Source organism: Cytobacillus firmus DS1 (assembly GCF_000565285.1).
GTDB classification, from domain to species: domain Bacteria; phylum Bacillota; class Bacilli; order Bacillales; family Cytobacillaceae; genus Cytobacillus; species Cytobacillus firmus_A.
In genome coordinates this window covers 105,963-127,701 of record NZ_APVL01000008.1, presented here as the reverse complement: position 1 = coordinate 127,701, position 21,739 = coordinate 105,963, and the positions used below count along the sequence as shown (strand labels likewise).

Genomic DNA, 21,739 nt, shown 5'->3' with positions numbered 1-21,739 from the left:
ATTATAGCATTTTTCATCATACCTATATTGTTTACAAATTAGCGTAACTGTGACACTTCTATGAATTTTTCTAATATCTGACTATTTCTTCTTCATCGCAAGTGTCCGGAGCTGCTTAACTTCATGGGCAGTAAGTTCTCTTGCATCCCCCGCTGATAAACCCTGCAGGGTAAGGAACCCATATCTCTCCCTCTTCAGTTTCAGAACAGGATGGCCAATGGCTTCAAACATCCTCCTGACCTGGCGGTTGCGTCCTTCATGAATGCTGATTTCCACAATAGCTGTCTGTTTTTTCTTATCCATCGATAACAGCTTGGTTTTGGCAGGTGCTGTTTTTCCATCTTCAAGCACGATACCTCTTTGAAGGCTTTTCATTTTTTCTTTTGAAGGGATGCCTTTCAACTTGGCAACATAGACTTTTTCGATCTCATTGCTGGGGTGCATTAAAAGATTTGCAAACTCCCCGTCATTGGTAAGAATGAGAATTCCGGATGTATCGTAATCCAGCCTTCCAACAGGGTATATTCTTTGTTTGATTCCCTCAAAGAAATCTGTAACGACTTTTCTGCCCTTATCATCGGAAACGGCTGAAATTACGCCTCTTGGTTTATAGAGAAGAAAATAAACAGGCTCCTCTCTTTCCAACGGTATTCCATCCACTTCAATACGGTCAGATGGAGAGACCTTAACACCCAGTTCCTTTACTGTTTTTCCGTTAACCCTTACACGTCCTTCAGCCATAAGCTCTTCAGCTTTTCTTCGCGAAGCAACCCCCGCATGGGCAATAACTTTCTGCAATCTTTCCATTTATGTCACCTCAAAGTTTTATTAACAATACTTCATACTTTTTCACTCCTAATGAATTATGACATAATTCGTCAAGTTTTCAAAGCAAACCATTATCAAAACAGCTTAGGTAAGAAATAAACAGTAATTACTGAAAGTTGGAATTTGAAAGTAAAATAAAAAAGATACCCTCACTCGGGCATCTTTTGTGCTGGATCATTTCTTTAATGGTTACATACTGCCAAAAACAAGTGTTACGACCACAATGGATGCTATGATGCCTGCCAAATCGGCCAGCAGCCCGACTTTAAGGGCATCTCCCATTTTTTTGATTCCTACTGCTCCAAAGTAGACTGTCAGGACATAAAAAGTTGTATCTGTACTGCCCTGCAGTACTGAGGCAAGCCTGCCTATGAAGGAGTCGGGACCATGGACAGCAATTAAGTCACTGGTCATTCCAAGTGCTGCAGTCCCAGAGATCGGACGAATGATAGCCAGGGGTACAATATCAGGAGGCACTCCAAACGCTTCAAGTCCGGGCCTGATCAGATTCATAAAATACTCCAGGGCGCCGGAAGCCCTGAAAACCGATATGGCTACAAGCATCCCAACAAGAAAAGGAATAATGGATACAGCAATTTTTATACCTTCTTTTCCGCCTTCAGTAAAGCTTTCATAGGTAGGAACTTTCTTAAATGTTCCATATATTAATATAAAGCCTATTAAAATAGGTATTAACCAAAGGGAAACAGCTGACACAATCTCCATTCTTACCTCATCCTTTTCGCGTTCTTCGGTAATAGAAATAACGGTCAATCATTATTGCGGCCAATGTAGAGCAGAAAGTAGCCACTAAAGTAGGACCTACGATATCGGTGGGCGAGGCAGAATTATAATTCATCCGTATGGCAATCACGGTTGTAGGAATTAAAGTCAGACTTGAAGTGTTGATGGCCAAAAAGGTTATCATAGAACGGCTCGCTTCATTTTTCCCCCCATTCAATCTTTTCAGCTCTTCCATAGCTTTAATGCCGAGAGGGGTAGCTGCGTTTCCCAGGCCGAACATATTGGCCATCATGTTCGAAAGCATATATCCCATTGCCGGGTGATCACCGGGCACTTCTGGAAAAAGCTTTTTCACAATTGGTCTGAATAAGGAAGCAAGTTTATTCAGCAATCCTGCGTCCTCTGCAATTTTCATCATGCCAAGCCAAAAAACAAGAATGCTAATTAGGCCGATACATAACGTGACCGCTTCTTTCGCACCATTGAAAATAGCTTCGTTCACTTCATTTATGGTGCCGTTTATCATAGCAAAAACTAAGCCTATAGCGGTAAGCATCACCCAAATAATATTAACCATTTGTCTTCACTCCTGCAATTGAGGTAAAAAGACCCTTAAAATAGTCTAATAGCGACTTATCCTCTTTTACCTCATCATGCTTATAATAGATTGGGAGCTTTTTAATTGGCTGATCTTCAAAATACAGGGTTGCCTGACCGACCACTTCAGGTGTTGTCCTGCCGTCTTCCCATTCTGATTCAGGCTTTAGCAGCTTGATATCAATTTTAAATTGGTTTTTCTCTTCTTTTGTAACAGGATAGTTGTATGAATGCTTTATATAAACCCTGCCTTTATAAAATTCATCATCAATATCCGATATAATTCCCTCAGGAAGGACTTCCACAGAATCATAGGCTCTAAAAGCTGTTTCATACATATTAATATGGTCATTCCAGTCATCCGGCCCGTTTAAGGTTACTGCAATCAGATTTAGATTGCCTTTCGATGCTGTTGTTACAAGAGTTCTCTTTGCCCTTTTTGTATATCCTGTTTTCCCCCCTGTGCAATACTCATATAATTCAGTCAGGAGCCTATTTTTATTTTTCCACACCCTGTCCCAGCTTTCATTCGGATTTGGTGCACGGTGCACCTTTGTTCCTGCAATTTTTTGGTAAGTATCATTATTCATTGCATACCTGGTCAGCAAAGCCATATCATATGCAGTCGAATAATGGTCTTCATGATCATCCAGTCCATGCGGGTTTGCAAAATGGGTATTCTTCATACCGATTTCTTCAGCTTTCTTATTCATTAAAAAGCCAAATCCTTCAAGGCTTCCGCCGACATGCTCTGCGATTGCGACTGCAGAGTCATTGCCTGAACGAAGCATAAGCCCGTAAACCAGATCTTCGAGCTTTATTTTTTCTCCTGCTTTTAGGTATATCGATGACCCTTCCGCTCTGACAGCACGATCACTTACTTTAACCATATCGTCCATTTTTCCGGATTCTATGGCCAGAATTGCTGTCATGATTTTTGTAATGCTTGCTATTCTCCTCACTTCATTAGCTTCTTTCTGGTAAAGGATACGGCCAGAATCCTGTTCCATTAATATTGCGCTCCGGGCACTTACTGAAACAGAAGCCTCTGTCTTCTGAGGAAAATTCATCATCAACGCGGTGACCAAAGCTATGGCCATCAGCCTGCTAAACATTTTCATTGCACAAAACCCCGTCTCCTTTGTGGATGTCAGATAGAGCGAAATACATGATCTCCCCACAAGGGAGGAGCCGCATGTTTTTCATTTATTTGTACAAGTTTATGCAGGACAAGTAGTGATATGACTATAATGTTTGACTTGTAATGAGAGTTTGGAATAGCTTGTACATCAAAAATGAGGGGAATACTCTTTTGTAATCCCCTCTTACTTCTTCCTGCTCCTATTTAGAATGGCTTCCATTTTAATTCAGATGCTTTTAAATACCTGTATTCCACATCCTTCCAGTTGACAATATTCCACCAATTTTTAATATAATCTCCGCGGTTATTTTTATATTGCAGATAATAAGCATGTTCCCATACATCCAAAGCCAGCAGAGGGATTGTATCCCACTGGGTTAAAAGCATATGTCTTTCCGATTGAAGTATTTCGAGCCTGCGCGCTCTTGGAGACCACACCAGGATTGCCCAGCCCACTCCTTCTGCCTGCTTGGCTGCTTCAGTGAAATGGCTTTTGAATTTCTCAAAGCTCCCAAAGTATTTGTTTATTTCCTTCAGGAGGGCCCCGGACGGGCTTCCTCCGCCTTCAGGACTCATATTATTCCAGAAAATCGTATGCAAATAATGTCCGGAGCCATGAAAGGCGAGCTCGCGGGACCAGTGTTTTACGAGGCTGTAATCATTATTATTTCTGGCATTTTGAAGCATTACCTCCGCTTTGTTCAATCCATCCACATATGATTGATGATGCTTATCATGATGCAGCCTCATAATTTCCGCCGAGATGTGCGGTTCAAGTGCACTGTAATCATAAGGGAGCGGGGGTAAAATATGCTTTCCCGCAGAAATGTACGGTTCATTCATATAGATATTTCCAAGCTGCTGTCTATTGGAAAAATAATTCTCCATATCGGAATGAAGAGAGTCCACTTGTTCCTGCAGCTTTTCCAAACCTTCTATATCCAGGGGGCCGTTTATTCCATCCATAATTTCAGTAAAATGATCAAGCCTCTGCCACAGTTCATTGTTTTGTTCAACATCCTCCGAGTCTAAAAAATCTCTTAGCTCTTTGTTCCATTTTGTAACGTCCTTAATGTAATCTTCCATTTTACTCATACAATCCCTCACTCGCTTCCTATAATGGCTCACTTTTTATTTGTATGAGTGAAAGTTTGTCCGTTTTCCACTGAAAAAGGAAATCTGCATATAACGCGCCATCAAAAAAAGAACAGCTGCCTGCTGTTCTTCAACTTCCATTTCTATTTGGATTGAATCATTTTTGTCCGGTAATCGGTTTCGTAATATTCAAGTTCCTCACGAATCCGCTGGAACTCTGCTTCCAGCTGCCTGAACATTGTTTTCAGGCTGTCCGGAACTTCATCATGAAACTGGATTGAGTTTTTTCCTGTATATGCTGAACGGCTATTCTCAAACCAGGCATCATTTTTCGGAGAGAAAAACTCTTCAATGCATTGATGGTAAATCCGGTATAATGTTTTTTCGGCAGCACCTTTTTGAAAAGGGTCACTTTTTAATATGATCGTGCTGGTATCAAGTCCTTCTTCACAATATACGAGCAGCTTTCTGACATGTGAGAGGATGCTTTTATAATAATTCGCATTCCCTTGTTTTTCTGCTTCAAGATCTTTAATTGTTGTATTATTTAAGAAATCTTCAAATGCGGAAACGCTATTACCGAGGAAATTTTTCACATCTTCCATTTGTGATTTAACAATTGAATTTCCCATCCATTACACCCCCATAATTATACACTGGCTATTGTTGCGGTTGAACAATGAAATCTAAAGGTGATCGCAGGTTATAGGATTTATTCTTCTCCAGCGCTTCAAAAATAGAGGGAAGCCTGGAAAAGTCCAGATCCTGAAAATAGGATGCAAAATCAGCCTTTGAATTAAGATAAATTCGTTTGCGGTGCCTAAAACCCGGGTTCTTCAATAAACATGAAAGAGCAACAAGATCCTTGAACCGGACTTCTCTAGAAGCAGCCTGAAAGACTGGATCCTGGTCATATGGCGTGAACTCATTCATGGATTCATCAAAGAAACGGACGTATAAAACATGAAAAGTTTTCTCCTGTCCATCTTCTTCGAACACAATTTCACTTCTGTTAAAAAAATCTTCCGAGGTGTTTGGCTTTTCTTTTTCAAGCTCATATCCCCTGCAATGTTTAATCAGCAAGCAAAACCCTCCTATTTCCCGATGGTTTACAAGATTAATATGTATTAAAAGGAAAGGGAAAAATTTAAATCTATTTTACCACACTTCCTATGTAATGTGTCAGAAAACTCAAGAATCGAGCTCCTGGAACTTTTCAAAGAATAAATCAGCCTCTTCCTGTAATGAATCCTCTTCTTCACTAATCTTATCCGGGAGAGGCGGAAGCTCTTCTATGCTTTTAAGGCCAAAATAATCAAGGAATTCTTTAGTGGTTCCATACAGGTAGGCACGCCCTGTTCCATCTGCCCGTCCAACTTCTTTAATAAGGGCTTTTGCTGACAATGTATGAAGAGGTCTCTCTGTCTTGACTCCCCTAATCTCCTCAATCTCTGTCCTTGTAATGGGCTGTCTGTAAGCAATAATTGCGAGTGTCTCGAGCGCCGCCTGAGAAAGGGAGGCGGCAGAAGGAGATTCCACCAGCTTCTTCAGGTATGGGGAAAACTCTTTTTTCGTTACCAGCTGAAAAGTCCCCGCCAATTCAACAGCCATAATTCCACGGCTGCCAGTATTGTAGTCTTTCATAAGACTGTCCATGATTTCACGGGCCTGATTCTCATCCACCTCCAGAACATGGGCAATTTGCTTAAGAGACAAGCCTTCATCACCAGCTGCAAACAGGAGGCTTTCAGCTATCCCCTTCCAATTAACGATGTCCACACTATTTTCCTCCTTCCATGGAAGCTACATAAATATCCGAAAAATTTTCGTCCTGCTCGACCTGTATTTCTTTTCGCTTGATTAACTCCAGTACCGCCAGGAAAGTTACTACTATATGCTCTCTGTCCGATACCGGAAAAAGATCGGTGAATTTTTTTCTGCCTTTTATATTCCTTAACTGTTCTACAATTTCAGACATCCGCTTTTCAATGGGAATCTCCTGTCGTGCAACTTTTGCAGAAAGCGGCCTTTGCAGTTTCTTCCTTCTTAATAACTTTTGCAAAGCGCCAAGCATATCATAAAGACTTACATTCAAATCCGTTTTATCCTGCTGTGATTCATTCACATATTCCGAAAGGTCTGAAGGCGGCTTTGTATACATTAAACTTCTATCCTGTTCCCTCTCCTTAAGTTCTTCTGCAGCTTCCTTATATTTACGGTATTCAATCAGCCGTTCTACAAGTTCATCTCTGGGGTCTTCTTCCATTTCCAACCCAAATTCATCTTTAAGCTCTTCCTCTTCATGCTTTGGAAGCAGCATTTTACTTTTAATAGCCAGAAGCGTAGCGGCCATTACAAGATATTCGCTCGCTACGTCAAGCTGAAGCTCCTTCATTGTATGTATATAAATGAGGTATTGCTCGGTGATTTCTGATACAGGAATGTCATAGATATCAATTTCAAGCCTGTTAATAAGATGAAGAAGAAGATCCAGAGGCCCCTCAAAAGCATCTATTTTGACGTTATAATGATCATATTGCATAAAATACCCACCAAATTTTCCTATTATAAATTCCCTTAAATGCCAAAAGGCTATATCTAGTATAGATTATTCATGGATGTTATCCAATAGAAAAATAACCCTGATGCCCGCAATGCCCCTGCTTCATACCAGAATTTTTTCATGCGCCCAATCAATCAGGCAATTGCCTACATACGATGTATGGAAATAAAGATACAGGAGGTATTTTATATGTCTAATGCTGGATTAGGAGATTACGGAACCGGGTTTGCTTTAATTGTCGTATTGTTCATCCTATTAATTATAGTCGGAGCTGCCTGCTTCTGCTAAATCGCTGTGTTTATCACAGCAAATTCTGCACATTTGCCGAAAGAGGCTGTCCAATTAGAAACCCAAGAGCGCCAACATATATGTGTTCAGATTTATCAGCTGTAGAGCCCGGTTAAGCGCCGGGCTTTTATTTTTCTGATAATCGATTGTGCTGTGGTAAAATAAACTAAGCATTGTCAAGGAGTGAAATTATGTATCCTGATAAATATATCGAGTTCCTGGTCCATTTTCATGGTGACCGTGATTATTTTGAATGTCACGAAATATTGGAAGAGTATTGGAAGAATACGGATCCAAACAATAAAAAGGCTGCATGGGTCGGATTAATTCTAATGGCAGTTTCTTTTTATCATCATCGCAGAGAGAATTTTAATGGTGCAGAACGGACCCTCCGCAAAGGAATCGGCATTTTGGAGTGCAGGGCGGGAGAAATACAAGCATTGGGTCTGGATACAGATCAATTGATAAAGGATCTTAAAGACAGGCTTATGCTGATTCAAAAAGGCGAAAAGTACTCCAGCGTTAACTTGCCTATTATTGATCCCTTGCTCACAGAAAAATGCATACAGGCCTGTGCATCCAGGGGATTCCCCTGGTGTTCTGACAGCAATTTTCCAGACAAAGATATTGTGCACCGCCATAAAAGAAGAGATAGAACCATGGTTATTAAAGAAAGACTTGATGCCCTGAATCAGAAAAAAAGGCAGGAATAATGATTATTCGCTGCCTTTTTCCATGGAACAAAGTATATTGCAGAACCCCGATAGCGATCCAGCTGTGCAGATGCCGGGTTTGTTCCAGGTACTTCCTCTTTTGTTAGTTAACATCACATTTGCTTAGAAAAGATTCGGTTTCATCCGTTGCAGTTAAAGTTTTCCCAGGATATAGTTCATCCAATGCTTTTATCATTGTTTTGCCAATGCCTTGATGCCGGTGTGACGGGTTAACAGAGATATGCTGAATCTCCATTGTCTGATCACTTGATGTAACACCGACCAGCCCAATGATATCTTCGCCTTCCTTCCACAAAAACAGCTGCCGATTTTCTTCTGATTCATATTGCTTCATCGTCTGCTGCAGCCTTTTCAAGTCTTTTTCATTAGGCATGAAAGATAAAAGACCCATTGCAATTTTTTCAAATGACTTTTTATATCGAATTAGCATATTAATCCCTCATTATTTGAATAAAAACATCATAAACTATTTTTCCCAAATTTTAATATTTGTAAACTTTTCATAACAGTATATGTATTCATGCTGAATGTTGCTATTTTCGAATAAAATCGGCTAATTCATTGCCTTGACGCCTTCGACAAAGCCTATACAATAAAGAACCAGTATACAAGTCCCCATCCGATGCTTAACACAAGCAATATTATAAAAAGAAGCCAATTGCTTTTTTTCATATTTCCTTACTGCCCCCATTTATATATAAATCCTATGACTTACAAACTATCATTCATTTTACACTATTCTTTCTCATAATTCCATTCTGCTTGCTGAAATAGGCATTTTGAGCTAAGGTTTCTGTTAGAGGAGAATTGAAACTTTTCCGCGTAAATATTCGTCTATTTACAGGAAGCCATTAAGCGAGCCTCAGAATTGTCATAAATGGCTTCCCTATTTTTGCTCCGGGAGGAAACCGCATGAAATGGAATAAACCGCTAGTTCTATTAATAATGTCGCTATTATTTATTTTGCCGATACAGGCATTTGCCGATATGGCGGAAGGTGATGTAATTGTCACATTAGGAGAGAATCTAACAGAAGAACAAAAAAATATGCTTCTGGCTGAAATGAAAGCTCCAAAAGATGCGACCATCATTACTGTTTCAAATGAGGAAGAACATCAATATCTTGGAAATTATATCTCTAAAGCTCTAATAGGAACAAGAGCGATATCTTCTTCGGCAGTCACAGTAGCAAAACAAGGCTCCGGCCTTGAAGTCGAGACTAAGAATATTAACTGGGTCACTGATGAAATGTACATTAATGCTTTGATTACTGCAGGTGTAAAAGATGCAAAGATTTATATAACAGCACCTGCAAATGTCTCTGGAACAGCTGCTTTAACAGGCATTATCAAGGCATATGAAATTTCAGCAGAAAAAACGATCCCTGAAGATGTAAAACAGGCTGCCAATGAAGAAATGGTGGAAACAGCCAAGCTTGGCGATTCGGTTGGAAACGAGAACGCAGCTGCATTAATTGCCAAAATTAAAGAGGAAATTGCCAAAAATTCACCTGAAACCGATGCAGAACTCAGAACAATTATTGAAAATGCAGCAAAAGAGCTTGGCATCACTCTGACTGAACAGGAGATTCTAAGCTTAATAGATTTATTCAACAAGCTGAAAGAGCTTGATATCGATTGGAATCAGGTCGGCGAGCAGCTTAACCAGGCAAAAGACAAAATTTCCAAATACCTTGAAAGTGAAGAAGGCCAGGGTTTTTTAGAAAGCCTAAAGCGCTTTTTCACTAGTGTGATAGACGCGGTTAAAGCCTTCTTCTCTTAAAAAATTAAGCTGCCTTAGCGGGCAGCTTAATTTTTTATTTTTTCATTAATCGGCAGGTCCAATCGTAATAGATCCTCGTATGTTTCCCTTTTAACAACCAGCTTAGCCTCTCCATTTTCAATAAAAACCACAGGCGGCCTTGGGATCCGGTTATAGTTGTTTGCCATGGAATAACCGTATGCGCCGGTACAGAAAACGGCCAGGAGGTCTTGATCCCCTGCTTTTGGAAGAGGCAAATCCCAAATAAGCATATCGCCTGATTCACAGCATTTTCCGGCAATTGATACTGTCTCTTCAGGCTTATCCAATACCCGGTTTGCAAATACCGCTTCATACTTAGCCTGATAAAGGGCCGGCCTGATATTGTCACTCATGCCGCCATCCACAGCCAGGTAATTTCTTACATTCGGAACCTCTTTGCGCGACCCTGTCTGGTATAAAGTTGTTCCGGCATCTCCCACAAGGGAACGCCCCGGCTCAATCCAAATTTCCGGCATTTTCATGGAAAAGTGTTTAGCCTGTTTTTTAACTTCCCCGATAATTTCTTCAACATATTGAGATGCATGAATCGGATCATCTTCTTCTGTATAGCGGATTCCAAAACCTCCGCCTAAGTTAAGCACTTTAGGTTCATATGCATGTTTTTCTTTCCACTCTGCCATCTTCTCAAAGATCTTCCTGGCAGCCAAAATGAAGCCAGTTGTATCGAAAATCTGAGACCCGATATGACAGTGCAGTCCAAGCGTTTCAATCCAGCTTGAATTCAAAGCTATTTGCAGAGCCTTTTCAGCCTGGCCATTCTGCAGGTCAAATCCAAACTTTGAATCTTCCTGGCCGGTTAAGATATAGTCATGGGTATGAGCTTCAATTCCAGGCGTGACCCTCAGTAAAATTTTTGTTTTCGCTGCAAGAGATTCACAAATCTCCTCTAATAATTCCAGTTCATAAAAATTATCAACAACAATACAGCCGACATGATTCTTTAAAGCCATTTCCAATTCTTCTCTGCTCTTATTGTTCCCGTGAAAGTGGATTCTTTCAGATGGAAAATCTGCAGCAAGAGCAGTGTATAACTCTCCGCCTGATACTACATCCAATGAAAGACCTTCTTCATCTACAAGCTGCACCATTGCCACTGTTGAAAAAGCTTTGCTCGCATATGCAACTTGGGCTTCTATTCCAAGCTTCTCGAAAGTTTTCTTAAAGCCCCTTGCTCTTTCTCTTATTAATGCCACATCATATACATATAAAGGTGTTCCAAATTGATTGGCGAGTTCGATTGTATCCATACCGCCAATTTCAAGATGCCCTTTGTCATTTACCTTCATGGTGCCGTGAAAAAACATGGTTCCCCCTCTTCCTTTTCCTCAGGAGAGCATTTAGCCAGATGTCTTTGCCCCCGAGACTGAGTCAATTTATGAAAGAAATAGACAGCACTACAAGAGACTGTCTATTCTGTTTCCTTTAATCCTTTATTTAATTAAAAAAACTTTACCATATTTCGTGTATCTTAGCAATCGGCATTACGCATATTTCTTATTTTGGAGGCTGCTTGTAACGATTTTTAGTCTGGACAATGCTTGGACGTATTTTAGAGCCAGGCATCGAACGGCGAATCAGGATTTGGGTTAAAGCTACCGGGCTGAATGGAATAAACGGCCAAAGATATGGTGTGTTCAATGATTTGATGCTTGCAAGCAGAAGAATGGTCAGTGTAAGCCCTGCTACCAAGCCTGGTGTATGGAAAATCGCGACAGCAACAAGCAGGCCAAGTCTTACAATCTTATTGGCAATACTCAATTCATAGCTTGGCGTTGCAAATGTTCCGATTGCTGCAAGCGCTACATACAAGATGACCTCTGGTACAAATAAACCAACATCAATAGCAATTTGCCCAATAAGAACTGCTGCTATCAAACCCATTGCGGTTGAAAGCGGAGTTGGCGTATGAATGGCAGCAATCCTTAGAAATTCAATTCCGACATCGGCAAGAAACAGCTGGACAATGACAGGAACATTCGTTTCTTCATTGGGACCGACAAACGCAATTCTTTCAGGCAGCAGTGAAGGCTCCAAAACGAATAAAAACCAAAGCGGCAGCAGCACAATCGATGCCAATAGGCCTAAGAAACGTATCCAGCGGACAAATGTGCCGACTGCTGGCGATTGCCTGTATTCTTCTGCATGCTGCAAATGATGAAAATATGTTGTAGGTGTAATAATGACACTTGGTGAAGTATCAACGAATATAATGACATGCCCTTCAAGCAAATGGGCTGCTGCCACATCTGCTCTTTCCGTATACCGAACCAGCGGGAAGGGATTGTATCCCTGCTTTAAAAGAAATTCCTCGACTGTTTTATCAGCCATTGTAATGCCATCGATTTCGATCGCTTTTATTTCTTTTCTAATTAAATCAACTAAATCCTTATTAGCCACATCTTTAATGAACCCAATGGCGACATCTGTTTTGGATCTTTCACCAACACGCATAATTTCAAAGCGCAGCCGTTCATCTCTAATCCTTCTGCGGGTCAGGGCTGTGTTTACTATAATATTCTCTACATAGCCATCTCTTGAGCCGCGGACAACTTTTTCTGTATCCGGCTCCTGCGGTGTTCTTCCGGGATAGCTTCTGACATCGATGACAAGCCCTTCTCCCTCACCCTCGCCCACAACGACAATCAGGCCTGATAGTACCTGATCAACCAATTCATCCATTGTTTTAATGTGCTCAATGGATTGATGCCTCAGCCTGTTCTCAATGATTTTAAATAGGTTGGAGGAAAGCTTTTCACTGTCATTGATCCCAACCAGACCCTCAATGATGGCAATGATATAACTCGTATCCGTTAGTCCATTAATATAATAGAAATGAACATCCTTCCTTAAGATCGTTAGCTTTCTGACACCCAGATCGAAGCTTTCTCCCAGGCCAACTCTATTTTTCATATATTTTTCAATTTCATGAACGGACTCAAATATAGGTGTTTTATCATCCTTCGTCTTGCTTTGTGTCATAATAGCCGCTCCTTTCCAATATAAGCTCTACTGCCTTTTTAGTGATTGGCGAACCTAATTCATAATGATCTTTTTTAGACATCTTTCCGATATCGCCAATTCCCACAATTATCGGCACATCCAGCTGATCAAGACAATAAACGGTATCACCATTAATTCTGCCAATTTCCATCTCGGGTATTCCGAACTTATCAACTCCGTATGGAGTCAATTCCCCGTTGTTATCAATACATATATCTACTTTTGTCCACTCGGCCTGTCTTGTTTTTGAGGCAACTGCTATGACTCCCAGAACATCGATATCTTTATGGCACGCAACATACTTCAGGGCATTCTCTCCGGCTCCCTCCCCGATAAACCCGCTGTCATCAAACATAACCAATACAGGGTCATGGGAGACTTTTTTTATCAGCTTGACGATTTGCTGACCGTTTAAGACAGAAGGGTTTCCATGCGACAAGGATAGGCATCTTCCTCCGATTTCCTTCGCAACATGCTCCACTGTCTTTCTTGCAAAATCGTCTCCATCAGTTATAAGAATGACGTGCCTCCGATCATCCATAGCAGTTTTCCTTTCCGAATCCTCATTTTTCTTAAATATGCCCAGCCGATTGCTTATTTATTTACAAAATAAATCCATTGAAACAGTGATCCGAACACCTTTCCAAATACAAATGCCATCAACAAAATCGCAATTTTCCCATCCACTCCGATTCTTTTCGCAAGGATTGGAAAAACATTCAATACTTCAGTTAAAGCTGCTGCCAGCATGCCAATAAATATACCTGAAGCCAGCCCAATGGGTATTAAAAGCAGGGGTGTAAGGTGGAATTCCGGATTCCATAAAGTAGCCAGTGCACCCGCCAAAGCCCCCATTACGACTGCAGCTTCATAATAATGAATCATCTTCATCGTTTTGCTCAGCTGGGTAAGCCTTGGGATGATGCCCAAAACAGCCAGAAAAGCGACAAAACCTGAACCAACCGCGAGCCCGCCTGCAAATCCTATGATCATTACCAGGACAACATTAATGGTCATCAAGATACTTCATACTCTCCTTGTTCTCTTTCAATGCAACATAGTTATCAAGATCAAGCTGATAATTAAACATTTCTACTTCCAATGGGCTTGGCTCCTCGTTCAGCCGCTTCTTAAAAACATGGTTAAAGAAAATGACCATGCCAAGCCCCAGGCCGATCGAATAGGGGATTTGAAAAATGAGTGGCTGGCTGTCCACTTCTCCGGTTATGAGTGTGTAAATTCTCAGCTGTACATCCTGCATGCTCACGTCTTCATGAAAATTCATAATAGCCAGGGCTGCACCTATGAACAGAAGCAGCCAAACCAGCAGAAAGAGAGGAAATGATACTTTACGCTTCTTTGTAACCACCTCGACTATCGCTTGAGCCGGCCCGATCGACTGGACTTCAATTGTCGAAAACAATTGGGTTATGGTCCTAATTACCTTCATAACGTCAATTACGACAATATTACGATCCTGCTCGCTTACTTGATAAAGCGGAAGTGCACAAAGCTTTTCGTAAATGTCTTCATCGGCAATGACCTGTGCAATATCTTTCAGCAGTATTCTCTGATTGGGCCGTATTTGCAGACGATGCCGCAAGCGAATATAAACTGTTTTTTCCAATATGCTCACTTCCCACAAAGTGATATCCTCTTCGAAATTGGTTCGCCTATTTAGAGCGTTTCGCTTTTGTGTCTATATTTAGTATGAGTTACATATATTAGCTTCATGAACTCCAATAATTGGCTGTTTGATATGCGTTGAAAAGCACGGAATTGTTATATAAAAAAATGAAAGACCGGATGGATTTAAATATCCATCCGGTCTTTCATTTGCTGAAGTATCTTTTTTTCCAGACGCGACACCTGCACCTGGGAAATACCAAGCCTTGCTGCCACTTCGGATTGAGTCTGATCTTTATAGTAGCGCAAGTAAACAATTAGTCTTTCCCGCTCATCCAATTCACGGATCGCTTCTTTTAATGCTATTTTATCGAACCACTTTCCTTCATTTCCATCATCAATCTGATCGAGCAGTGTAATGGGATCTCCATCGTTTTCATACACTGTTTCATGTATAGAAGAAGGGATCCGGCTTGCTTCCTGGGCAAGGATAATATCTTCCGGTGAAATTTCCAGAAACTCGGAAAGCTCTGTAACGGTTGGGATGCGGCCAAGCGTTTTTGATAACTCGTCTTTGGCTTTCCTGATTTTATTGCCCATTTCCTTTAAAGAACGGCTTACTTTTACCGTTCCATCATCCCGTATGAACCTTTGGATTTCTCCGATAATCATTGGAACCGCATAGGTCGAAAACTTTACATCATAACTGAGATCAAACTTATCAACCGATTTCAATAAGCCGATACAGCCAATTTGGAAGAGGTCATCGGGTTCATATCCTCTATTCAAGAATCTCTGGACGACAGACCAGACAAGACGCATATTTTTTTGAACAATTTTGTCCCTCGCACCCTGATCTCCGCCTTGGCTTTGCTTTATTAGCTCCTTGACTTCATTGTCCTTTAAATAGGTTTGGCCCTTCTCTGCTTTAACCTCCACATCCATAGCAAGACTCCCTTAATTGCATAGCATTTTACTATTTGATAAATGCTTCCTTAATCGGATCTCTGTGCCTATTCCCGGCTGCGATTTGATTTCGATTTCGTCCATGAAATTCTCCATGATGGTAAAGCCCATACCTGATCTTTCCAATTCAGGTTTTGTTGTAAATAATGGCTGCCGCGCCTCCTCCACATCCATAATACCAAGGCCTTTATCCTTAATGGTCAAATCAATGAATCCATCTTCAATCAGGACAGATATATAGACAACCCCATTAGGATCATTTTCATAGCCGTGAATAATTGAGTTGGTTACAGCTTCAGAAACGACCGTTTTAATTTCTGTCAGTTCGTCCATTGTCGGATCAAGCTGGGCAATAAAGGCAGCAACAGTGACACGGGCGAATGATTCATTTTGGCTAAGCGCACTAAATTCGAGGTTCATCACATTTTTCATCGTTCAGGCAACCCCCAATCTTTGCAGTGCGTTTTCTTCTGTCGGTTCTAAACGGATTATCTTAAATAAACCCGACATATCAAATAATCTCTGCACTGCTGGAGAAATCGCACAAACAACCATTTCACCATGCTTTTGTTTGATTTGTTTGTAGCGGCCCAGAATCACTCCCAGCCCTGAACTATCCATAAAAGAAAGCTGCTCAAGGTTTAATATAATATGATGGATGTCATGATCTTCAATCGCCCTTGTCGCCTGTTCACGCAGTTCATCTGCCGAATGATGGTCCAGCTCCCCGCTTAAACGAATACATAAGACATCATGCTTTACTTCCAAATTAATGTTAAGACTCACTATCTTAGCCTCCTATCTGGTATCCGCAACTGAAAAAGCCGCTAATGCTCATGCTTTTCCTCCGGATAGGATAATCCGGAATCTGATAAAATTCCGGTATCCGTCCTTATAGTGAGTCAATTTCGATGCCTGGAACTTCATTTCCTTCCTGGAGACAAAACTAGTGTATTTTCGCTAAAAAATAATAATCATAGGCATGTTTTTCGACAAATATAAATGGTTATTTATTCAGTTTTTGAAAATAACCCCATGGATCGTTTAAACAATGTCCACCATGATGCTTCACTGCTATCTTCTTTAGCAACTAAAGGGCTTTCAACCAAGACTTTTCCATCCTTTTTCAAAGTTAGTGTTCCGATCTGATCACCCTTTTGGACAGGAGCTTTAATATTTTTATTTAAAGTGATCTTCTGTTCAATTTCCTTGATGCTTTCCCCTTTTTTAGTTAAAAGGGAAATCGGTTCACTAGTCAGGGCTTCAACCCTTTCCTTTTCACCTTTGCTGACTTCAACTTTTCCAAGAACGTGATTTCTTTCATACATTGGGTGTGTCTTATATTGGCTGAATGCAAAGTCGAGCATTTTAGTCACTTGGGCATTGCGTTCTTTTGAAGTTGGTGCGCCAAATACAACTGCTATAACCCGCATTCCGTCTTTCTCGGCTGTTGCCGTCAGACAGTATTTTGCTTCTGAAGTAAAGCCTGTTTTGAGGCCATCAACACCAGGATAAAAACGCACAAGGCGATTTGTATTGACCAGCCAGAATTTTTTATCTGTGTCTTCACGAAGATAGGCTTCATATGTGCCTGTAAAATCAGTTATTTTCTCATATTTAAGAAGCTCTTTGGCCATTATGGCCATATCATGTGCAGTACTGTAATGTTCCTTAGCTGACAGGCCTGTAGGGTTTTGGAAATTAGTATTTTTTAGCCCTAATTCCTTTGCCTTTTTATTCATCATTTCAACAAAAGCTTCTTCTGAACCGGCAATTCTCTCAGCCATTGCAACGGATGCATCATTACCGGAACCAATGGCAATCCCCTGCAGCATTTGCTTTGTGGTCATTTCTTCACCTGGCTCCAGGAAGATTTGCGAACCGCCCATTGATGCTGCATATTCGCTTGTCCGAATTTTCTCATCCCATGAAAGCTTTCCTTCATCTATCGCTTCCATAATTAAGAGCATGGTCATGACTTTTGTCATACTGGCAGGCGGAAGCTGCTCACCGCTGTTTTTTTCATACAATACCGAACCGGTATCACGCTCGATAAGAATTGCGGACTTCACATTATCCGCTAAATCTGCGCTGCTTTCTCTTGCAAACCCGGAAGGAGCAAAGATTGTTGCCATTAATAATGCTATTAATATTAATGAGACGAGTCGTTTCATCACACAATACCTCCATTCTTTATAGCCTCCATTTTTTCCAGTTAAAGAATTTTTATACAGTTCAGAAAGACTAAAAAGAAAATAAACAGTCAGCTCCACGCTAAAAAGCCGCCGGATATAAATCCCGGCGGCTTTTTCCTTCAATCTTATTCAGTTATTTCTTCATGAATTAATACTGGTGCCTCTACTTTTTCAGTGGAAAGCGTAATGTTTTCATAAAGCATATTTCTTACTTCTTCTACATTTTCGAAATTGCTGCAAATGGTTACGAGAGATTCGCCCTTCTGTACCCGGTCGCCGATTTTCTTTCTTAAAATCAGTCCGACGGCCAGATCAATTTCTGATTCCTTGGTTGCTCTTCCTGCTCCCAATAGCATGGCTGCAGTTCCAATTTCATCCGCAACAATCTCAGAAACATAGCCATCCTGCATTGCTTCTAATTCAAAAGTATATTTTGCCTGAGGCAGTTTTTGCGGATCATCAACAACTGACGCATCTCCGCCTTGTGAGCTTAGGAATACCTTAAATGTTTCTAAAGCTGAACCGTCCTTCATAGCATTCTCTAATTTTTCGCGCGCTTCCTTCAATGAATCCGCTTTTTTCGCCAGGAAAACCATATGGCTGCCCAGGGTCAGGCATAGCTCAGTCAGATCTTCAGGTCCTTCGCCTCTTAATGTATCGATAGCTTCCTTTACTTCAAGGGCATTGCCAATGGCATAACCAAGCGGCTGGCTCATATCCGAGATAACAGCCATTGTGGTTCTGCCAACATTATTACCAATGCGGACCATCGCTTTTGCTAATTCACGTGAATCGTCAAGTGTCTTCATAAATGCGCCTGCGCCTGTCTTAACATCAAGGACAATGGCGTCAGCACCTGCAGCGATTTTTTTGCTCATAATCGAGCTTGCAATCAGAGGAATACTGTCCACTGTGGCTGTTACATCGCGCAGTGCATATAACTTTTTGTCTGCAGGCGTTAGGTTGCCGCTCTGGCCAATGACTGCAATTTTATTTTGATTAACAAGCTTAATAAATTCTTCATTCTCAATTTCCACATGGAATCCTTCAACAGCCTCAAGCTTGTCGATTGTTCCGCCTGTATGTCCAAGCCCGCGCCCTGACATCTTCGCAACCGGAACACCTACTGCAGCTACAAGCGGGCCCAGTACGAGTGTTGTTGTATCACCTACACCGCCAGTTGAATGTTTATCTACTTTAATTCCTTCTATTTTGGATAAGTCGATTTGATCACCGGATTCTACCATTGCCATAGTTAAGTTGGCTCTTTCGTTCTCTGTCATCCCCTGGAAGAAGATTGCCATTGTTAATGCACTTACCTGATAATCCGGGATTGAACCGTCTGTGTATCCTTTAATGACGAATTGAATTTCTTCTGCCGTTAACTCCAGTCCGTCTCTTTTCTTTTCAATAAGATCCACCATTCTCATCGTTAAAACACCACTGCTTTCATTTATTCTTTTCTTATGGCTTTAGTCTAATCGATTGTTGTTTTGCTTAAAAAGTCAGCCCGTTGATTTCAGCACGGGGCACTTGCTTTCCGCGGGGAGGAACGGGAGCTTCCTCGGCTTCGCCTGCGGGGACTCCCGACCCCTCTCCTCCCGCAGGAGTCAAGTACCCTCCGCTCCAAAAATCAACTCAGTTTTAAAACTAAATCAGCAGCATAACCGCCAAAATAATTTAAAAGCTTAAGCACCAAATTCCTTAACAATTGCTTTCACATAACGAAGGAAGTCAGCTTTGACTTTTTCTGTTGTTTCGATTACTTCTTCATGGTTAAGGGGCTGGTCAAGGATGCCTGCTGCCATATTTGAGATACAGGAGATTCCAAGTACCTTCATGCCTGAATGCTGTGCAACGATGACTTCCGGAACAGTTGACATCCCGACTGCATCTCCACCCATTGTTCTCAGCATGCGAACTTCTGCAGGGGTTTCATATGTTGGGCCTGTGTTGCCGACATATACTCCTTCCTGAATCTTCAGATTCAGCTTTTCGGCTAGGCCTCTGGCAAGTTTCCTCAGTTCTTTGGAATATGCTTCTGACATATCCGGAAAACGCGGACCCATGCGGGAATCATTAGGACCGATTAAAGGGTTGCTGCCCATATTGTTGATATGGTCTGAAATAAGCATTAAATCCCCTGGAGAATAGCTTTCATTCACTCCGCCTGCCGCATTCGTAACAATGAGCTTCTCAACACCCATCTCATTCATAACTCTTACAGGAAAGGTTACCTTATCAAATGAGTATCCTTCGTAATAATGGAACCGGCCTTGCATAGCAACCACTTCAATGCCGTTCAAGCGTCCAAATACAAGCTGTCCTGCATGGCCCTCTACTGTTGATACAGGAAAATCAGGAATTTCATTGTATGGAATTTTAACCGGTTCTTCGATTTCGTCTGCCAATACACCAAGTCCTGAGCCTAAAATCAGCCCAATCTTTGGCTGGCCTGTATATTTATTTTTAAGAAATTCAGCCGCATTTTGAATTTTACTGTAATCCATCATCAATCTCCTCTTCTGCTTTTTTTGTAAGGTTCTTTTCGTATAAATTGTTGTTTTTAGACTATTAATGTAGTCCGTTGATTTCCGCTCCAGGATGCTCAGCGAACCGCGGGGCGGGCGGTGAGTCTCCCCGGCGCTGCGCGTCTGCGGGGTCTCACCTGTCCCGCTACTCCCGCAGGAGTCTCGCACCTTCCGCTCCAATCAACTCAGCAAATAATATATATAAAGCAACAAACCTTGCGAAAACAGCCTATTGTAATTATTTCAATTGGTTCAAAAAGCTTTTGCCATATGCCGGCATTTTCACTTTAAAATTATCCGCTATTGTCGCCCCAATATCTGCAAAGGTTTCACTGACCGGAAGCTCTTTTCCTTCTTCCATACCTTTTGAATAAACAAGAAGCGGAACGTATTCTCTCGTATGATCTGTCCCATGATGGACAGGGTCATTGCCGTGGTCTGCCGTGATTATTAATAAGTCGCCATCCTGCATTTTTGCAAAGACTTCAGGCAGGCGTTCATCAAACTCTTCAAGAGCTTTTCCATACCCTTCCGGATCACGTCTATGGCCGAATAATGCATCAAAGTCCACCAGATTTACAAAGCTCAGGCCTGTAAACTCTTTATCGAACGTTTCGATCAGCTTATCCATTCCATCCATATTTGAAGTTGTTCGAATGGCCTCAGTTACTCCCTCCCCATCATAAATGTCAGAGATTTTCCCAATTGCCACTACATCAAGTCCCCCATCTGCCATTTCATTCATTACTGTGCGGTCAAATGGCTTTAACGCATAATCATGCCGGTTTGAGGTTCTTTGGAAATTTCCCGGCTCGCCAACGAATGGTCTGGCAATCACACGGCCTACCATATATTTTTCATCAAGTGTCAGCTCGCGTGCGATTTTGCAGATTTTGTACTGTTCTTCAATTGGAATGATATCTTCATGTGCCGCAATCTGCAGAACTGAATCTGCTGATGTATAAACAATCAGAGCTCCTGTTCTCATATGCTCTTCTCCCAGTTCAACCAGGATTTCTGTTCCGCTTGCAGGCTTATTCCCAATAATCTTCCTGCCGGTGCGTGATTCAAGCTCTGAAATCAATTCCTCCGGAAATCCATCAGGAAAGACTCTAAATGGAGTTTGAATATTCAAACCCATTATTTCCCAATGGCCAGTCATTGTGTCTTTTCCATTTGATGCTTCCTGCATCTTTGTGTAAAACGCCATAGGGCTATCCGCTTTTTCGATTCCTTTGATTTCGCGTATATTACTTAGCCCCAGTTTGCCTATATTCGGCATCTTCAGGCCATTCATTTTTTCTGCGATGTGGCCGATGGTATCGGCACCTTTATCACCGAACTTATCGGCATCAGGCGCTTCTCCGATTCCCACTGAATCCATGACAATTAAAAAAACACGCTTATATGTATATGCAGACATTTGAAAACCTCCTAATTATTTGAATACGGTTACAAAAATCATATTCGTATAGTACCCCTTTTAGGTTTATTTAACACTGATTCTCTTGCCGGAGCTGGAGAACAAACCTCCATTCATGCATTCTCAAAACTTATCTAGGTTAGCCCTTTCATTTGTCAGAAGTCTGACATCTATATTTTACCTA

At 41.3% G+C, this 21,739-nt stretch carries 25 protein-coding genes; 3 read left to right on the top strand and 22 right to left on the bottom strand.

Annotation, left to right across the window (positions count from 1 at the left end):
- Positions 1-81 precede the first annotated feature (81 nt).
- The 9 genes from rluB to PBF_RS12270 form a co-directional block, all read right to left on the bottom strand.
- Positions 82-807, bottom strand: coding sequence for a 23S rRNA pseudouridine(2605) synthase RluB (gene rluB / locus PBF_RS12310; RefSeq protein ID WP_035330095.1), 726 nt, complete (start codon positions 805-807; stop codon positions 82-84).
- A gap of 210 nt (positions 808-1,017) precedes the next feature.
- Positions 1,018-1,554, bottom strand: a complete 537-nt coding sequence (locus PBF_RS12305) for a spore maturation protein (protein ID WP_035330093.1) — start codon at positions 1,552-1,554, stop codon at positions 1,018-1,020.
- Positions 1,555-1,561: 7 nt separating this feature from the next.
- Positions 1,562-2,149, bottom strand: coding sequence for a nucleoside recognition domain-containing protein (locus tag PBF_RS12300; RefSeq protein WP_035330092.1), 588 nt, complete (start codon positions 2,147-2,149; stop codon positions 1,562-1,564).
- Positions 2,142-3,290 (bottom strand): D-alanyl-D-alanine carboxypeptidase family protein, encoded by a 1,149-nt coding sequence (locus PBF_RS12295; protein ID WP_035330091.1) that lies wholly within the window; start codon positions 3,288-3,290, stop codon positions 2,142-2,144. Before PBF_RS12295 ends, PBF_RS12300 begins: the two co-directional genes overlap by 8 nt.
- A gap of 224 nt (positions 3,291-3,514) precedes the next feature.
- The gene (locus PBF_RS12290; protein ID WP_035330090.1) at positions 3,515-4,405 is read right to left on the bottom strand and encodes a superoxide dismutase; all 891 of its coding nucleotides are present in this window, start codon (positions 4,403-4,405) and stop codon (positions 3,515-3,517) included.
- Between the two features lie 143 nt (positions 4,406-4,548).
- Entirely contained in the window at positions 4,549-5,037 is a 489-nt protein-coding gene (locus PBF_RS12285; protein ID WP_035330089.1) for a YpuI family protein, read from the bottom strand.
- Positions 5,038-5,065: 28 nt separating this feature from the next.
- Positions 5,066-5,488 (bottom strand): hypothetical protein, encoded by a 423-nt coding sequence (locus PBF_RS12280; protein ID WP_035330087.1) that lies wholly within the window; start codon positions 5,486-5,488, stop codon positions 5,066-5,068.
- Between the two features lie 108 nt (positions 5,489-5,596).
- On the bottom strand, positions 5,597-6,184 hold the full coding sequence (gene scpB, locus PBF_RS12275; RefSeq protein ID WP_035330086.1) for an SMC-Scp complex subunit ScpB: 588 nt from the start codon (positions 6,182-6,184) through the stop codon (positions 5,597-5,599).
- 1 nt (position 6,185) lies between these two features.
- Entirely contained in the window at positions 6,186-6,947 is a 762-nt protein-coding gene (locus tag PBF_RS12270; RefSeq protein WP_035330085.1) for a segregation/condensation protein A, read from the bottom strand.
- Positions 6,948-7,157: 210 nt separating this feature from the next.
- On the opposite strand from PBF_RS12270, the gene PBF_RS25460 reads away from it, so the two are divergent.
- Both PBF_RS25460 and PBF_RS12265 read left to right on the top strand, forming a co-directional pair.
- On the top strand, positions 7,158-7,256 hold the full coding sequence (locus tag PBF_RS25460) for a YjcZ family sporulation protein (RefSeq protein WP_081757275.1): 99 nt from the start codon (positions 7,158-7,160) through the stop codon (positions 7,254-7,256).
- Between the two features lie 191 nt (positions 7,257-7,447).
- A complete protein-coding gene (locus PBF_RS12265; protein ID WP_035330084.1) occupies positions 7,448-7,969 on the top strand; it encodes a DUF309 domain-containing protein in 522 nt (173 codons plus the stop codon).
- Between the two features lie 103 nt (positions 7,970-8,072).
- On the opposite strand, the gene PBF_RS12260 is transcribed toward PBF_RS12265, so the two are convergent.
- Positions 8,073-8,420, bottom strand: coding sequence for a GNAT family N-acetyltransferase (locus tag PBF_RS12260; RefSeq protein WP_035330083.1), 348 nt, complete (start codon positions 8,418-8,420; stop codon positions 8,073-8,075).
- A gap of 482 nt (positions 8,421-8,902) precedes the next feature.
- Here PBF_RS12260 and PBF_RS12255 point away from each other — a divergent pair, with 482 nt between their 5' ends.
- Positions 8,903-9,772 carry a DUF1002 domain-containing protein gene (locus PBF_RS12255; RefSeq protein WP_035330081.1) on the top strand — a complete coding sequence of 290 codons (870 nt, stop codon included), beginning with the start codon at positions 8,903-8,905 and terminating at the stop codon, positions 9,770-9,772.
- A 26-nt stretch (positions 9,773-9,798) separates the two neighbouring features.
- On the opposite strand, the gene lysA is transcribed toward PBF_RS12255, so the two are convergent.
- The 12 genes from lysA to deoB form a co-directional block, all read right to left on the bottom strand.
- Positions 9,799-11,118: a diaminopimelate decarboxylase gene (gene lysA, locus PBF_RS12250; protein WP_035330080.1), complete on the bottom strand. Its 1,320-nt coding sequence runs from the start codon at positions 11,116-11,118 to the stop codon at positions 9,799-9,801.
- A 190-nt stretch (positions 11,119-11,308) separates the two neighbouring features.
- Positions 11,309-12,793, bottom strand: a complete 1,485-nt coding sequence (locus tag PBF_RS12245) for a spore germination protein (RefSeq protein ID WP_035330079.1) — start codon at positions 12,791-12,793, stop codon at positions 11,309-11,311.
- Entirely contained in the window at positions 12,768-13,355 is a 588-nt protein-coding gene (locus tag PBF_RS12240) for a stage V sporulation protein AE (protein ID WP_035330078.1), read from the bottom strand. The genes PBF_RS12245 and PBF_RS12240 overlap by 26 nt, the downstream gene beginning before the upstream one ends.
- Positions 13,356-13,408: 53 nt before the next feature.
- A complete protein-coding gene (locus tag PBF_RS12235) occupies positions 13,409-13,831 on the bottom strand; it encodes a stage V sporulation protein AB (protein ID WP_035330076.1) in 423 nt (140 codons plus the stop codon).
- A complete protein-coding gene (locus tag PBF_RS12230) occupies positions 13,821-14,441 on the bottom strand; it encodes a stage V sporulation protein AA (protein WP_035330232.1) in 621 nt (206 codons plus the stop codon). The genes PBF_RS12235 and PBF_RS12230 overlap by 11 nt, the downstream gene beginning before the upstream one ends.
- A 185-nt stretch (positions 14,442-14,626) precedes the next feature.
- Positions 14,627-15,385, bottom strand: a complete 759-nt coding sequence (sigF, locus tag PBF_RS12225) for an RNA polymerase sporulation sigma factor SigF (protein ID WP_035330075.1) — start codon at positions 15,383-15,385, stop codon at positions 14,627-14,629.
- Positions 15,386-15,397: 12 nt separating this feature from the next.
- Positions 15,398-15,838: an anti-sigma F factor gene (spoIIAB, locus tag PBF_RS12220; RefSeq protein WP_035330074.1), complete on the bottom strand. Its 441-nt coding sequence runs from the start codon at positions 15,836-15,838 to the stop codon at positions 15,398-15,400.
- 3 nt (positions 15,839-15,841) lie between these two features.
- The gene (spoIIAA, locus tag PBF_RS12215) at positions 15,842-16,192 is read right to left on the bottom strand and encodes an anti-sigma F factor antagonist (protein WP_035330073.1); all 351 of its coding nucleotides are present in this window, start codon (positions 16,190-16,192) and stop codon (positions 15,842-15,844) included.
- A 224-nt stretch (positions 16,193-16,416) separates the two neighbouring features.
- Positions 16,417-17,580, bottom strand: a complete 1,164-nt coding sequence (locus PBF_RS12210) for a D-alanyl-D-alanine carboxypeptidase family protein (RefSeq protein WP_035330231.1) — start codon at positions 17,578-17,580, stop codon at positions 16,417-16,419.
- A 146-nt stretch (positions 17,581-17,726) separates the two neighbouring features.
- A complete protein-coding gene (locus tag PBF_RS12205; RefSeq protein WP_035330072.1) occupies positions 17,727-19,031 on the bottom strand; it encodes a pyrimidine-nucleoside phosphorylase in 1,305 nt (434 codons plus the stop codon).
- 258 nt (positions 19,032-19,289) lie between these two features.
- Positions 19,290-20,111 (bottom strand): purine-nucleoside phosphorylase, encoded by an 822-nt coding sequence (locus PBF_RS12200; protein ID WP_035330071.1) that lies wholly within the window; start codon positions 20,109-20,111, stop codon positions 19,290-19,292.
- A gap of 259 nt (positions 20,112-20,370) precedes the next feature.
- Positions 20,371-21,555, bottom strand: a complete 1,185-nt coding sequence (gene deoB / locus PBF_RS12195; protein ID WP_035330069.1) for a phosphopentomutase — start codon at positions 21,553-21,555, stop codon at positions 20,371-20,373.
- Between the last annotated feature and the right edge of the window lie 184 nt (positions 21,556-21,739).

Coding starts and splice junctions, on each gene's coding strand:
- rluB (WP_035330095.1), bottom strand. CDS start 807: ATGGAAAGATTGCAGAAAGTTATTGCCCATGCGGGGGTTGCTTCGCGA.
- PBF_RS12305 (WP_035330093.1), bottom strand. CDS start 1,554: ATGGAGATTGTGTCAGCTGTTTCCCTTTGGTTAATACCTATTTTAATA.
- PBF_RS12300 (WP_035330092.1), bottom strand. CDS start 2,149: ATGGTTAATATTATTTGGGTGATGCTTACCGCTATAGGCTTAGTTTTT.
- PBF_RS12295 (WP_035330091.1), bottom strand. CDS start 3,290: ATGAAAATGTTTAGCAGGCTGATGGCCATAGCTTTGGTCACCGCGTTG.
- PBF_RS12290 (WP_035330090.1), bottom strand. CDS start 4,405: ATGAGTAAAATGGAAGATTACATTAAGGACGTTACAAAATGGAACAAA.
- PBF_RS12285 (WP_035330089.1), bottom strand. CDS start 5,037: ATGGGAAATTCAATTGTTAAATCACAAATGGAAGATGTGAAAAATTTC.
- PBF_RS12270 (WP_035330085.1), bottom strand. CDS start 6,947: ATGCAATATGATCATTATAACGTCAAAATAGATGCTTTTGAGGGGCCT.
- PBF_RS25460 (WP_081757275.1), top strand. CDS start 7,158: ATGTCTAATGCTGGATTAGGAGATTACGGAACCGGGTTTGCTTTAATT.
- PBF_RS12265 (WP_035330084.1), top strand. CDS start 7,448: ATGTATCCTGATAAATATATCGAGTTCCTGGTCCATTTTCATGGTGAC.
- PBF_RS12260 (WP_035330083.1), bottom strand. CDS start 8,420: ATGCTAATTCGATATAAAAAGTCATTTGAAAAAATTGCAATGGGTCTT.
- PBF_RS12255 (WP_035330081.1), top strand. CDS start 8,903: ATGAAATGGAATAAACCGCTAGTTCTATTAATAATGTCGCTATTATTT.
- lysA (WP_035330080.1), bottom strand. CDS start 11,118: ATGTTTTTTCACGGCACCATGAAGGTAAATGACAAAGGGCATCTTGAA.
- PBF_RS12245 (WP_035330079.1), bottom strand. CDS start 12,793: ATGACACAAAGCAAGACGAAGGATGATAAAACACCTATATTTGAGTCC.
- PBF_RS12240 (WP_035330078.1), bottom strand. CDS start 13,355: ATGGATGATCGGAGGCACGTCATTCTTATAACTGATGGAGACGATTTT.
- PBF_RS12235 (WP_035330076.1), bottom strand. CDS start 13,831: ATGACCATTAATGTTGTCCTGGTAATGATCATAGGATTTGCAGGCGGG.
- sigF (WP_035330075.1), bottom strand. CDS start 15,385: ATGGATGTGGAGGTTAAAGCAGAGAAGGGCCAAACCTATTTAAAGGAC.
- spoIIAB (WP_035330074.1), bottom strand. CDS start 15,838: ATGAAAAATGTGATGAACCTCGAATTTAGTGCGCTTAGCCAAAATGAA.
- PBF_RS12210 (WP_035330231.1), bottom strand. CDS start 17,580: ATGAAACGACTCGTCTCATTAATATTAATAGCATTATTAATGGCAACA.
- PBF_RS12205 (WP_035330072.1), bottom strand. CDS start 19,031: ATGAGAATGGTGGATCTTATTGAAAAGAAAAGAGACGGACTGGAGTTA.
- PBF_RS12200 (WP_035330071.1), bottom strand. CDS start 20,111: ATGGATTACAGTAAAATTCAAAATGCGGCTGAATTTCTTAAAAATAAA.
- deoB (WP_035330069.1), bottom strand. CDS start 21,555: ATGTCTGCATATACATATAAGCGTGTTTTTTTAATTGTCATGGATTCA.